Here is a 12,911-nt window from a genome sequence, read left to right on the forward strand (position 1 = left end):
TTGCAAGGAGACAGAGATGAACACGCCCTTCTCCCGCCGCACCGCCCTGCAAGCCGCCGGCGCCACCGCCCTCGCCGCCGGACTCTCCGGCGGCCTGACCGCCGGCACCGCCCGCGCGGACGACGCCAACGCCGCCCCCAAGCTGGTCACCTACCCCCGCCCCACCGCCGTACCGACCAACACCAGCTTCCAGGTACGGGTACGCACCGCCCCCGACGGCGACTGGCAGACCCTGGACATCTACCGGCCGCAGTTCGAGGAGATCAACGCCAACACCGGCTCCGGCAAGGTCTACAACTCCTCGATGGTGTACTTCGACTTCCAGTGCTCCGTCGAAGTCGAGGTGACCTACCTCAAGGGCGGTACCACCAAGGCCCGGGTGAGACCGGACTCGTACGGCATCACGCCCGAACTGCTCGGAGACACCCTGCGGTTCACCCTCGACGAGCCGAAGGACCTGGTCGTCCAGATCAACGACGAGCTCTTCGACTGCCTGCACATCATCACCAACCACGTCGAGCACCACGCGCCGGCCGCCGACGACCCGGACGTCATCTACTTCGGCCCCGGCGTGCAGACCGTCACCGGCGGCATCCTCACCGTCCCCAGCGGCAAGACCGTCTACCTCGCCGGCGGCGCCGTCCTCAAGGCGACCGTCTACTTCAAGGACGTGGAGAAGGCCGCCCTCCGGGGCCACGGCATGATCTGGGCAGGCCCGGGCGGAGGCGTGCTGTGCGAGGGCAGCAGGAACATCCGGGTGGAAGACGTCATCATCATGAACCCCGGGGGCTACATCACCACCCTCGGCGAGGCCCAGAACGTCCACATCAGGAAGGTGCGCGGCTTCAGCTCGCGCGGCAACGGCGACGGTATCGACGTCTTCTCCTCCAGCGACGTCCTCATCGACGGCTGCTTCCTGCGCAACTCCGACGACTGCATCGCCATCTACGCCCACCGCTGGGACTACTACGGCGACACCCGCAACATCACCGTGCAGAACTGCTCCCTGTGGGCCGACGTCGCCCACCCGATCAACATCGGCACGCACGGCAACACCGACGCCCCGGAGACCATCGAGAACCTGGTCATCCGCAACATCGACATCCTCGACCACCGCGAACCCCAGATGAACTACCAGGGCTGCATCGCCCTCAACCCCGGCGACTCCAACCTCATCAGCAACGTCCGCATCGAGGACGTACGGATCGAGGACTTCCGCTGGGGCCAGGTCATCTACATGAAGGTCATGTACAACACCAAGTACAACACCTCGGTCGGCCGCGGCATCGAGAACGTCTACGTCAAGAACCTCACCTACACGGGCACCCACGCGGGCCCGTCGCTCTTCCTCGGCTACGACGCCGACCACGCCATCAAGAACGTCACCTTCGAGAACCTCGTCATCAACGGTGTCGTCATCGCCGACTCGATGAAGAAGCCGAGCTGGTACTACACCACCGACGCCATCCAGTGGTTCTACAACGAGCACGTGACGAACCTGAAGTTCCTCACCACCGCAGAGGCGGAGGCGGCCGCCCAGTGAGCCCGCTCAGCCGCCGCGGCCTGCTGAAGTCCTCCGGCGCGCTGCTGCTCGCCGCGGGCACGAACACCCTGTTCGTGCCCGCGGCCCGGGCGGCGGACGGCTCCCCGCAGGACTTCGCGTTCACCCACCCCGGCATACTGCACACCGCCGCCGACCTGGCCCGGATGAGATCCGCCGTCGACAGCGGACAGTCGCCCGTCCACGACGGCTACCTCGCGCTGGCCGCCCACGCGCGCTCCCAGGCGTCGTACACCGTGCAGAACACCGGCCAGATCACCTCCTGGGGCCGCGGCCCCGCCAACTTCCAGAACCAGGCCGTGGCCGACTCGGCCGCCGCCTACCAGAACGCCCTCATCTGGGCCGTCACCGGCGATCGTGCCCACGCCGACAAGGCCCGCGACATCCTCGACGCCTGGTCGGCCTCGCTCACCATCGTCACCGGCGCCGACGGACCGCTCGGCGCGGGCCTCCAGGGCTTCAAGTTCGCCAACGCCGCCGAACTCCTGCGCCACACCGGCTACGACGGCTGGACCGACGCCGACATCGCGCGCTGCGAGGCGTCCTTCCTCGACGTCTGGTATCCGGCCGTCTCCGGCTACATGCTCTACGCCAACGGCAACTGGGACCTGACGGCCCTTCAGACCATCCTGGCCATCGGCGTGTTCTGCGAGGAACGCACCCTCTTCGAGGACGCCCTCCGGTTCGCCGCCGCCGGCGCGGGCAACGGCAGCGTCCGCCACCGCGTCGTCACCGACACCGGCCAGGGCCAGGAGTCCGGCCGCGACCAGGGCCACGAACAGCTCGCGGTGGGCCTCATGGGTGACGCGGCCCAGGTCGCCTGGAACCAGGGCGTCGACCTGTGGGGCTACGACGGCGACCGCATCCTGGCCAACGCCGAGTACGCCGCCCGCTACAACCTCGGCGGCGACGTCCCCTTCACCCCGGACCTGGACCGCACCGGCAAGTACCTCAAGAAGACCGTGTCGGCGACCTCCCGGGGCACCCTGCCCCCGATCTACGAGATGTACTACGCCCACTACGCGGGTGTACGCGGCCTCGACACGCCCTACACGCAGGCCGCCGTCTTCCGGGGCGCGGGTGGCACCCGCGCCGTCGAGGGCAGCAACGACGACCTGCCCAGCTGGGGCACCTTCGCCTACGCGGGCGCCACAGCCCCCGCGCCGAGCGTGCCGACCCCTCCGGCGGGGATCACGGCCGACGGCGACGAGCGCGCCGTGACGGTGTCCTGGCTGCCGGCGGTGGGGGCGACGCGTTATGAGGTACGGCGCGCCGAGTGTCCCGACGGGCCCTATGAGCCGTCGGCCCAGGTCTCGTCGCCCATGTACACCGACGGGCGGGTGCGCCCGGGGCGGACGTACTACTACTCGGTCGTCGCCGCCAACGCCGCGGGGGAGAGCGGTACTTCGGCCGTCGCCTCGGCGACCGCGGGGCTTCCGGGCCCCTGGCGGACCCAGGACCTGGGCGCCGTACACACCCCGGGTTCGGCGCGGTTCGACGGCGAGCGGTTCGTGCTGGAGGCGAGCGGGACCGCCGACACCTGCCGTCTCGTCCACCTGCCGCTGCACGGCGACGGCAGTGTCACCGCCCGGATCGTCTGGCCGCTCAGTTCGCAGTACTCCAAGATCGGAGTCACGGTCGGAGCCTCGCTCGACCCGTCCGCCGCGCATGCCTCGATGCTGATCCAGGGGCTGCCGCTGCACACCTGGAGCGGGGTGTGGAGCGTACGCCCGACGGCCGGTGCCGGGATCTCCGCGACCGGGAGCACCCCGGTGCCGCCGAGCCAGCAGCAGACGATCACCACCGGCGCCGGCTTCCCGATCTCCGACCTGGGCGCGCTGCCCACGTCGGCGACCCCGCTGGCCGCGCCCTATGTCGAGGGGGCCGGGGACGGCTACCGGCTGCGGGCGCCCTACTGGGTGCGGGTGACCCGGGAGGGGGACCTGTTCACCGGGGCGATCTCGGAGGACGGTGTGCGGTGGACCGAGGTGGGGTCGACCGTATGCGACATGCCACACACCACATATGCGGGACTCGTCCTCACCTCCTCCCTGGGCGTCGACGAGGACTACGCCGAAACCGGCACCGGCGCCTTCGACGACGTCAGCGTGGAGTCGGCGGCCGGCACGGTGTGGCGGGTACCCCGCCCGGTCCGCAGGGTCACCGATCTGCTGGCCGCCACCGGCGCCGACGGGACCGAGCTGACCTGGACCGACCCCAACCCGTCCGCCCGCTACACCGTGCTGCGCGCCAGCGACGCCCACGGGCCGTACCGGACCCTCGCCCGGGAGGTCGGCGCGGTCGGCTTCGGCACCCGGGTGCGGTACACGGACGGGAGCGGTGCGTCCGGGACGACGTACCACTACACCGTCGCCAAGACCAACTGCGGGGGCCGGGGCCCGCGTTCGACTTCAGTGAGTGCGGTCATGCCCGCCGTCGCGGCCGGGGCCACGGAGCCGGCCACGGTCGCCGCCCCGCCCCTGCCCGACCCCTGGACCAGCGGTGACCTCGGCGACGTGATCCTCGACCGGAGCGCCTACGGCACCCTCGGAGTCGTCGCCGTCCTCACCCCGGGCGACGCGGCCCACGCCGACGGCACCTTCACCGTGCGCGGCGCCGGAGTCGACCTCAACGTCAACTCGCAGGGAATGACCGGCCAGTTCGCACGACAGCCGGTCGCCGGCGACTGCGAGCTGACCGCCCGGCTCGTCTCCCGTTCCGGTGCCACCGCCGACCGGGTCGGGCTGCTGATGGCCAAGTCACTGTCGCCGTTCGACCAGGCGGCCGGGGTCATCGTCACCGCAGGCACCACCGCCCAGCTCATGCTGCGCCCGACCGTCGCCGGCGCCTCCGCCTTCACCGGTACCGCCACCGTCCAACTGCCCCTGCTGCTGCGGCTGAAGCGCACCGGGACGGCCTTCGCCGCCGCCGTCTCCGCCGATGACGGCGTCACCTGGAGCCCGCTCGCCACGGGCACGATCCCCACCTTCGGTGACGCCCCCTACCACGTGGGCCTGGTGGTGTGCTCCCGCACACCACTGGCTCTCGGCACCGCGCAATTCGAAGAGGTGAGCGTCCGACTCACCTGAACTCCCCCCACCGAAGGAGAAACTACGCGATGAGCCGCCGCGTACCACCCCAGTCGGGCACCTGCGAGCCGAGCCGCCGCAGTGTCCTGAAGTCCGCAGCCGCGCTTGCCGTCGCCGCCTCGATCACCGCCCCCACGGTGGCCGACGCGGCACCGACCACCTTCACCCACCCCGGCATGCTCCACAACGCCGGTGACATCAACCGCGCCAAGGTGCGGGTCGCCGCCGGCACCGACCCCTGGCTGTCCGGCTGGGACAAGCTGACCGCCAACTCCCACTCCGCCGCCACCTGGACGCCCAACCCGCAGGCCACGATCATCCGCGGAGGGACCGGCGAGAACTACGGCATCCTCTACAACGACATCGCGGCCGCCTACCAGAACGCCCTGCGCTGGAAGGTCGCCGGTACGGCCGCCAACGGCGACACCGCCGTGAAGATCCTCAACGCCTGGTCGTCCACGCTGACCACCCTCACCGGCAATGCCGACCGGTTCCTCGCCGCGGGCATCTACGGCTGGGAGTTCTGCCAGGCCGCCGAACTCATGCGCGGCTACGCCGGGTTCGACCTCGCCGCGTTCCAGGCGATGATGGTCGACGTCTTCTACCCGCTCAACAACAGCTTCCTGACCAACCACAACGACGCCTGCATCACCAACTACTGGGCCAACTGGGACCTGTGCAACATGGCCTCGGTCATGGCCATCGGGATCCTTACCGACAACGCGGCCAAGTACGACCAGGCCGTCACCTACTTCAAGTCCGGCGCGGGCAACGGCTCCATCGAGCACGCGGTGCCGTACCTCTACACCGACTCCGACGGCTACGGCCTCGGCCAGTGGCAGGAGTCCGGCCGCGACCAGGGGCACACCGTCATGGGCATGGGCCAGATGGGCGCGATCTGCGAGATGGCCTGGAACCAGGGCGACGACCTCTACTCGTACGACGACCGGCGGTTCATGAAGGCCGCCCAGTACGTCGCCAAGTACAACCTCGGCCAGGAGGTGCCGTACACCACCTACACCTGGGGCACCGGGCAGAGCTGCGCCCAGTCCTCCCAGACGGTGATCTCCGACTCCTCCCGTGGCCAGCTCCGCCCAGTGTGGGCGATGCTCCACTTCCACTACAACCGGCGTATCGGCCTCGACGACAAGTACATCTCCGCCATGTACTACAACCTCGTGGCCCCCGAGGGCGGCGGCGGGGACTACGGCTCCACCAGCGGCGGGTACGACCAGCTCGGCTTCGGCACCCTGATGTACGCCAAGTAGCCGGGCGCAGCCGCCCGTCTGTCCGTCCGAACGCCGTGTGTGCCGGAATACCGGGAGCGGATGTGGTGCTCTTGTCCTACCGGCGTTCTGGCACACGCGGCGGGAGGAGCTGGTGGCGGATGACGGCAGACGGGACGGACGCGAAGAACCCGGTGGCCGACACCCCGTACGGGGCGGTGCGGGGCAGGTGGGAGCGCGGGGTCGCGGTCTTTCGCGGCATTCCGTACGCCGCCCCGCCCTTCGGGAAGCACCGGTTCCGTCCGCCCGTGCCGCCCGAGCCCTGGGACGGCGTCCGGGACGCCGGCACCTTCGGGCCGACGGCGCCGAAACCGCCGTACTCGGAGGCGTTCGCGCAGTACCTGTCCGACCCGGTGATCCCGGGTGACGACTGCCTCAACCTCAACGTCTGGACCCCGGAGCCGGGCCCCGGCGCCCGGCTCCCGGTGCTGCTCTGGCTGCACGGCGGAGCCCTGACCAGGGGATCCTCGGCCGTACCCGTGTACGACGGTCATGCGTTCGCCCGTGACGGTGTCGTCCTCGTCTCGGTCAACTACCGGCTGGGCGTGGAGGGCTACGGGCTGTTCCCGGACACCCCGCCCAACCCCGGCCTGCACGACCAGCTGGCCGCCCTGCGCTGGGTCCACGAGACCGTCACCGCGTTCGGCGGCGACCCGGACCGGATCACCCTCTGCGGCCAGTCCGCCGGCGCCATCAGCGCCGGCGCCCTGCTCGCCGTACCCCGGGCCCAGGGCCTGATCCGCCGGGCCGTGCTGCAGAGCGGCCCGCCCGAAGCCTCGGAACGGGACAAGGTACGGCGCATGGTCCGCCGGATGGCCAACCGGCTGAGGATCCCCGCCACCGCCCAGGCCTTCGCCGAGGTCGACCGCGAACTGCTGCTGCGCACCCAGGCCGAGGTGGGGCGGCTCAGCAGTCCCGTCCTCGGCGGCCCCGCCTTCGGAATCGTCGTCGACGGCGACCTCGTCCCGCGCGACCCGCTGCAGGCCCTCCTGGACGGCGAGGCGGCCCGCGGCGTCGACCTGCTGATGGGCTGGACCCGCGACGAGTACCGGCTCTGGCTGGTCCCCGGCGGTCTCGTCGACCACGTCGACCGGCTCGGCCCGGTCGCCCTCGCCGGCGCCATGGCCCGCTGTCATGTCGGCCACGAGGTGCCGCGCGGCTACCGCGCCCTGCACCCCGAGGCCGGACCCGCCGAGATCGTCGGCCAGATGGTCACCGACCACCTGCTCCGCCTGCCGCTGCACCGGCTGGCGGAGGCCCGCCCCGACTCGTCGTACCTCTACGAGTTCGCCTGGCCCTCCAACCGTCCCGACCTCGGCGCCTGCCACGCCCTGGAGCTGGGCTTCGTCTTCGACACCGGGACCGTCCCCGACTCGGCCCGGCTCGCCGGTGCGGGCGCCCCGCAGAAGCTGGGCGACGAGATGCACGGCGCATGGGTCCGCTTCGCCACGACCGGCGACCCCGGCTGGCAGTCCTGGGACGACACCCACCCGGTCCGCGTCTTCGGTGACGGCGAGCCCCGCACGGTGTCCGGCCCGCGGGACGAGGAGTTCGCGCTCTGGACGCCCGATGTGCCGCCGCACCCCGACCGCCCGGCCGAACTGGCCCTGGCAGTACGCCGGCTGCGCCGCTCAATGGCTGCTGTGCGCCGCCACTGAGTCCCGTACGACCACATGCGTGCCGAGCAGCAGATGCTCGTCGGCAGACTCCGCGCCGTGCCCGAGGGCGGTGCGGACGGCAAGCCGTCCGAGCTCCTCGTAGGGCACATGCACGGTGGTCAGGGCCGGGTGCAGATCACGGGCGAACGGTATGTCGTCGTACCCGGCGAGGGACATATCGCCGGGCACGTCGAGCCCCGCCTCGTGCAGGGCGGTGAGTGCGCCGGCCGCGACCATGTCGGTGGCGGCGACGACCGCCGTGAACTCCAGCTTCCGGGCGAGGGCCTCGCGCATCAGACGGTGCCCGGAGTCACGGGTGAAGTCGCCGTGCAGGAGCAGCGCGGGGTCGGGTTCGAGGCCCCGGGCGCGATGGGCTGCCAGATAGCCGCGCACCCGGCCCATCGCCGTCGTGTGGTCCGGCTTCCCGCCGAGGAACAGCACCCGCCGGTGCCCCTGCGCGAGCACATGGGCGGCCAGGGCGTGGGCGCCGCCCTCGTTGTCGTACTCGATGACCGTGACCGGCGCGCCGGGCCCGAGCGGCGGCCGCCCGCACAGCACCAGCCGGGACCCGGCGGAGGCGAGCGAGTCGGCGATACGGCGGGTCCGTTCCCGGTACTCGGGCGTGTCCGCCGCGCCGCCGACGAGAATCACGGCGGCGGCCCGCTGGGCGCGCATCATCTCGATGAACTCCAGCTCGCGCCGCACATCGCCGTCGGTGCTGCACACGAGACTCAGATGCCCGAGCCGCGCCGCCTCCCGCTCCACGCCGTGCGCCATGTGCGCGAAGGAGGGCCCGGTGATGTCCTCCAGCACGAAGGCGAGGGTGGGCGTACCGACCCCGGCGACCGCCTTGGCGCGGGCGTCGGCGACGTAGTCCATCTCCCGGACGGCACGCAGGACCCGAGTACGGGTGGCGGCGCTGACGGGGTAGTCCCCGGCGAGCACCCGGGAAACAGTGGACGCGGACACCCCGGCCCGGGCGGCGACATCACGAATGGTGCTCCGCCCGGCTTCCCCGTTCTTTCTGGTCAACCCCACCCCCGGCAACCGGTTCCCAAGGGGACCTTAGCGCCCCGAAAGGGGCGCGGGACAGTGCTGATTTGCGGCTCCGCCGCGTGGGCGCGACCAGCCCAGGACGACCCGCAGCCGCCGTGCTGAGAACCACCTACGGCGACGAGGCGCCCCTCAAACCACCCGAGCGATCCCGGCGACAGCCTCCGGCCCCACCCGGCAGCACCCCCCGATCAACCGCGCCCCCGCATCCCGCCACCCCGCGACCTGCTCCGCGCCGAACGTCGACCGTCCCGTCCACGCCCGGGCCGCCGCGTCCCACACCTCCCCGCTGTTGGGATAGACCACCACCGGCTTCCCGGTCACCCTCGCCGCGACCTCCACCGCATGGTCCACATCCTCCGGCGCGCAGCAGTTCACGCCCACGGCGACGACCTCGTCCACGTCGGCGGCCAGGGCGAACGCCTCCTCCAGGGGCTGCCCGGCCCGGGTCCGCCCCTCCGCCACGCTGTAGGACAGCCAGGCCGGCACGCCCAGCCCCCGCACCGCCCGCAGCAGCGCCGCCGCCTCGTCCGCGTCCGGCACGGTCTCCATCGCCAGCACATCGGGTCCGGCCCCGGCCAGCACCTCAAGGCGCGGCCGATGGAACCGCTCCAGCTCGTCGACGCTCAGCCCGTACCGCCCCCGGTACTCGGAGCCGTCCGCGAGCATCGCCCCGTACGGCCCGACCGACGCGGCCACCCACAACGGCCGTACGATCCCCTCCTCCTGCGCCCGCCGCACCGCGTCCCGCCCCAGCTCGACGCTGAGCGCGAGCAACCGCGCGGCCTCCTCGTGTGCGATCCCGCGCTTGGCGAAGCCCTCGAACGTGGCCTGGTAGCTCGCGGTGATCGCGACGTCCGCGCCCGCCCTGAAGTACGCGAGGTGCGCGTCGCTGACCGCGTCGGGCCGGTCGGCCAGCAGCCGCGCCGACCACAGCTCGTCGCTCAGGTCGTGGCCGGCGGACGCCAGCTGGTTGGACATGCCGCCGTCGAGCACGACCGTCCCGGCGGCGAGGGCGTCGGCGAGGCTGGGGGAGTTGTCGCTGGTCATGCCCCGACGCTAGTCGACCCGGACCCGAACGACCGAGTGTGTCCACTGTATGAACAGATCGACCAGCATATGGACACCCGGTATACGATCACCCGACTCCCCGCCCGAACACACGCAGCAGCCCACCCGCCCGCACCCACGCACGTCCCCGGAACCGGAACCGCCATGACAGCCCCCAGTCCCATCGAGGCCGAGGAACCCACCCAGGCCCCGTCCGCTCCCCGCCGCACCTTCGGCCTGGCCACCGCGACCGCCCTGGTCATGGGCAACATCATCGGCGGCGGCATCTTCGCGCTGCCCGCCGCCGTGGCCCCGTACGGCACGGTCAGCCTGCTCGCCTTCGGTGTCCTGTCCGTCGCCGCCGTCCTGCTCGCCCTGCTCTTCGGCAAGCTGGCCCGGCGCAGCCCGGTCACCGGCGGTCTGTACGTCTACCCGCGCGACGCCTTCGGCCCCTTCGCCGGATTCCTCTCCGCATGGTCGTACTGGACGATGTGCTGGGTCAGCATCGCGGCACTGGCGGTCGCGGTCGTCGGCTACGTCGACGTACTGATCCCCCTGCACGGCAACCACGCCCTCGAAGGCGTCGCCGCCCTCGCCGCGCTCTGGCTGCCGGCCGTAGCGAACTTCGCCGGCACCCGCTGGGTCGGCGCGGTCCAGATCGTCTCGACCGTCCTGAAGTTCGTCCCGCTGCTCCTGGTCGCCACGGTCGGCCTGTTCTTCGTGAACACCCACAACTTCGGCCCGTTCAACGCGTCCGGCGACAGCGCCCCCGGCGCCCTGGCCGCCGCCGCGGCCCTGCTCCTCTACAGCTTCCTCGGTGTGGAGTCGGCCGCGGTCAGCGCGGGCGAGGTCGAGAACCCGGAGCGCACCGTCGGCCGCGCGAGTGTCCTCGGCACGCTCGCCTCCGCTCTGGTCTACCTCCTGGGCACGGTCGCCGTCTTCGGCCTGGTCCCGCACGACAAGCTGGTGAAGTCCGGCGCGCCCTTCGCCGACGCGGTGAACGCGATCACCGGCGGCGGCTGGGGCGGCACGGCGATCGCGCTGGTCGCCGTCGCCTCGATCGTCGGCTGCCTCAACGGCTGGATCCTGATGGCCGCGCAGATGCCGTACGCCGCCGCCCGCGACGGCCTCTTCCCGAAGCCGTTCGCGAAGGTCGGCAAGGGCGGGGTGCCCGGCTTCGGCGTCTGGGCGGTCGCCGTCCTCGGCACCCTCCTCATCGGCCTCAACTACACGGCGGGCCCGGACACCACGTTCCGCGTCCTGGTCCTCGTCACCACCTTCACCGGCTGCGTCCCGTACCTGCTCTCGGCCGCCGCCCAGCTCTACTGGCTCGCCCAGGGCACCCGGGACCGGGTCCGTCCGGCCGGCCTGGTCCGTGACCTGATCGTGGCCGCTCTCTCCTTCGCCTTCTCCTTCTGGCTGATCGCGGGCGCCGGCTACGCGGCCGTCTACCAGGGCGTGCTGTTCCTGTTCGCGGGGATCCCGGTGTACGTGTGGCTGCGGGGACGGCAGCCGGAGGAAGCCACCGCGTAACGGCGGCACGGCGCCCGCCACCGCCGCCACGCTCACCGCCCGGCTGTTCCGAAGGTTCCCGCACCGGCACCTGACGTGAGGCCGTCGAAGACGATGGCCAGCATCCGGTCCCGTACCTCCTTCGCCGGGCGGGCGCGTGAGGTGGCGACGAGCAAGGCGTACACCTCGGGCAGTTCGACGTCGCCCCGGACCGCACCGGCGTGTTGGGCGTTGCGGAGCAGGGTGCCGACGGCCCGACGCAGTCCGTCCGACGCCTGTACGGCAGCGCCGCCGTCCGCGCTGCCGGCGTCGAGCAGGGCCTCGGATATGGCGATCTTGCCTGCCGCGTCGGCGACGAGGTGGCTGAAGAAACCGAAGAACGCCGCGCCCGGGTCCGGGGCGCGAGAGAGCGCCTCGGCCTGCTCGCGCAGGCGGTCGAACCGCTGCACGAGGACGGCCTCCAGCAGCGCCGCCTTGGTGGGGAAGTGACGGAAGACCGTCGCGACGCCGACGCCGGCCAGGCGGGCCACCTCCTCGGTGGACGCCGACCGGCCGCCCTTGCCGAAGACCTGCTCGGCGACGTTCAGGATCCGCTCGCGGTTGGTGCGCGCGTCAGCGCGCAGCGGCCGTCCGCCGCTCGTCTCTCGGTTGCCTGGGGTGCTCATCGTGCTTTCACTCGTATCCCGCTATCCGAAGTCGCGACTCCGTATAATCGGAGTCCGCACTTCGGATGGTAATTCGCTGCCGGTGCGTGTCGGTGCCGACGACGGGAGGGTGTCATGACGCAGGTCCCCGGTCCGCGGGAGGTCTTCCTCGCGCTGGTGAACGGTGTCGCGGAGGGCCGGTGGAGCGAACTGCCCGAGCTGTACGCGGAACGGACGCACGTCGTGCACCCGTTCGATCCGCTCCGTGCTGCCGCCCTCCGTACCCGCGACGAACTGCGCGAACACTTCAGGCCGACCGGCTTCGGCCCCCTGCTCAACCGCCGGGCGGCCGACATCACGATCCATGAGACGACCGACCCCGAGGTCATCGTCGCCGAGTTCGAGTACCAGGGAACGGTCGAGGAGACCGGGGAACCCTTCGCACTGCCCGGCATCTTCGTGCTGCGGGTGCGCGACGGCCGGATCGTCAGCTCCCGTGACTACTTCGACCATGTCACCGCCGCCCGGGTCCGGGGGCAACTGGACACACTCGTCGCCGCCGTGCAGGCGAACAGCGCCGACGCCACCGCGGACCGAGGAGCGTGCCGACGCGGACCGGCGGACCGTTCAGACGCCCAGACCGCCCACGACGGTCGTCTCGCGGCCGGTGAACTCGCCGGTGAGCATCGGCATGGCGGCCGCGATCGCCTCCTTGGCCCCGGGTGACCGCAGGGACGCGTCGTGGTGTTCCTTCGACTCCCAGACCTCGGTGACCACGATCGTGTCCGGGTCGTCGGCGGCCAGACCCACCACGTAGCTCCGGCAGCCGAGCTCCCGGAGGCTCCCGGCCGCGGAGAGCAGGATCGCCACCACGTCGTCGTGCCTGCCGGGCCGGGTCCTCATCGAGCCGATGTAGCCGTAGGCCATGTCATGCCGCCTTCTTCGGGGGTGGGGGCGGCCGGGCCCCAAAAGGCGCCGGGCCGGCCCCCCCCGCCCCCCCCCCCCCCGGGCCCCCCCCCCCCCCCGGCCCCCTCAAAGTGGTACGCCATCCCCCCCCG

10 protein-coding genes are annotated in these 12,911 nt (G+C 71.8%); 6 read left to right on the forward strand and 4 right to left on the reverse strand.

What is annotated here, in order from left to right:
• Positions 1 to 16: 16 nt before the first annotated feature.
• From ACIRR9_RS16255 to ACIRR9_RS16270, 4 genes are all read left to right on the forward strand, one after another.
• A complete protein-coding gene (locus ACIRR9_RS16255; RefSeq protein WP_403751688.1) occupies positions 17 to 1,543 on the forward strand; it encodes a glycosyl hydrolase family 28 protein in 1,527 nt (508 codons plus the stop codon).
• Positions 1,540 to 4,650 (forward strand): alginate lyase family protein, encoded by a 3,111-nt coding sequence (locus ACIRR9_RS16260; RefSeq protein ID WP_403751690.1) that lies wholly within the window; start codon positions 1,540 to 1,542, stop codon positions 4,648 to 4,650. Before ACIRR9_RS16255 ends, ACIRR9_RS16260 begins: the two co-directional genes overlap by 4 nt.
• 29 nt (positions 4,651 to 4,679) lie before the next feature.
• Positions 4,680 to 5,918: an alginate lyase family protein gene (locus ACIRR9_RS16265; protein WP_403751692.1), complete on the forward strand. Its 1,239-nt coding sequence runs from the start codon at positions 4,680 to 4,682 to the stop codon at positions 5,916 to 5,918.
• 119 nt (positions 5,919 to 6,037) lie between these two features.
• On the forward strand, positions 6,038 to 7,594 hold the full coding sequence (locus ACIRR9_RS16270; RefSeq protein ID WP_403751694.1) for a carboxylesterase/lipase family protein: 1,557 nt from the start codon (positions 6,038 to 6,040) through the stop codon (positions 7,592 to 7,594).
• On the opposite strand, the gene ACIRR9_RS16275 is transcribed toward ACIRR9_RS16270, so the two are convergent.
• Positions 7,568 to 8,626: a LacI family DNA-binding transcriptional regulator gene (locus ACIRR9_RS16275; protein ID WP_403751696.1), complete on the reverse strand. Its 1,059-nt coding sequence runs from the start codon at positions 8,624 to 8,626 to the stop codon at positions 7,568 to 7,570. The genes ACIRR9_RS16270 and ACIRR9_RS16275 overlap by 27 nt on opposite strands.
• A gap of 153 nt (positions 8,627 to 8,779) precedes the next feature.
• On the reverse strand, positions 8,780 to 9,697 hold the full coding sequence (gene mmuM, locus ACIRR9_RS16280) for a homocysteine S-methyltransferase (protein ID WP_403751698.1): 918 nt from the start codon (positions 9,695 to 9,697) through the stop codon (positions 8,780 to 8,782).
• A gap of 165 nt (positions 9,698 to 9,862) precedes the next feature.
• On the opposite strand from mmuM, the gene ACIRR9_RS16285 reads away from it, so the two are divergent.
• On the forward strand, positions 9,863 to 11,230 hold the full coding sequence (locus ACIRR9_RS16285) for an APC family permease (protein WP_403751700.1): 1,368 nt from the start codon (positions 9,863 to 9,865) through the stop codon (positions 11,228 to 11,230).
• A gap of 32 nt (positions 11,231 to 11,262) precedes the next feature.
• On the opposite strand, the gene ACIRR9_RS16290 is transcribed toward ACIRR9_RS16285, so the two are convergent.
• On the reverse strand, positions 11,263 to 11,874 hold the full coding sequence (locus ACIRR9_RS16290) for a TetR/AcrR family transcriptional regulator (RefSeq protein ID WP_403751702.1): 612 nt from the start codon (positions 11,872 to 11,874) through the stop codon (positions 11,263 to 11,265).
• Positions 11,875 to 11,988: 114 nt separating this feature from the next.
• Here ACIRR9_RS16290 and ACIRR9_RS16295 point away from each other — a divergent pair, with 114 nt between their 5' ends.
• Positions 11,989 to 12,579, forward strand: a complete 591-nt coding sequence (locus tag ACIRR9_RS16295) for a nuclear transport factor 2 family protein (RefSeq protein ID WP_403751703.1) — start codon at positions 11,989 to 11,991, stop codon at positions 12,577 to 12,579.
• On the opposite strand, the gene ACIRR9_RS16300 is transcribed toward ACIRR9_RS16295, so the two are convergent.
• Entirely contained in the window at positions 12,481 to 12,780 is a 300-nt protein-coding gene (locus ACIRR9_RS16300; RefSeq protein ID WP_403751705.1) for a putative quinol monooxygenase, read from the reverse strand. The two genes, ACIRR9_RS16295 and ACIRR9_RS16300, sit on opposite strands and share 99 nt — an antisense overlap.
• Between the last annotated feature and the right edge of the window lie 131 nt (positions 12,781 to 12,911).

The organism is Streptomyces sp. NPDC101234, assembly GCF_044767525.1.
GTDB lineage: Bacteria > Actinomycetota > Actinomycetes > Streptomycetales > Streptomycetaceae > Streptomyces > Streptomyces sasae.

What these genes read in the sequence shown, in the direction of transcription:
- ACIRR9_RS16255 (WP_403751688.1), top strand. Translation starts at nt 17, where the DNA reads ATGAACACGCCCTTCTCCCGCCGCACCGCCCTGCAAGCCGCCGGCGCC.
- ACIRR9_RS16265 (WP_403751692.1), top strand. Translation starts at nt 4,680, where the DNA reads ATGAGCCGCCGCGTACCACCCCAGTCGGGCACCTGCGAGCCGAGCCGC.
- ACIRR9_RS16270 (WP_403751694.1), top strand. Translation starts at nt 6,038, where the DNA reads ATGACGGCAGACGGGACGGACGCGAAGAACCCGGTGGCCGACACCCCG.
- mmuM (WP_403751698.1), bottom strand. Translation starts at nt 9,697, where the DNA reads ATGACCAGCGACAACTCCCCCAGCCTCGCCGACGCCCTCGCCGCCGGG.
- ACIRR9_RS16285 (WP_403751700.1), top strand. Translation starts at nt 9,863, where the DNA reads ATGACAGCCCCCAGTCCCATCGAGGCCGAGGAACCCACCCAGGCCCCG.
- ACIRR9_RS16290 (WP_403751702.1), bottom strand. Translation starts at nt 11,874, where the DNA reads ATGAGCACCCCAGGCAACCGAGAGACGAGCGGCGGACGGCCGCTGCGC.
- ACIRR9_RS16295 (WP_403751703.1), top strand. Translation starts at nt 11,989, where the DNA reads ATGACGCAGGTCCCCGGTCCGCGGGAGGTCTTCCTCGCGCTGGTGAAC.
- ACIRR9_RS16300 (WP_403751705.1), bottom strand. Translation starts at nt 12,780, where the DNA reads ATGGCCTACGGCTACATCGGCTCGATGAGGACCCGGCCCGGCAGGCAC.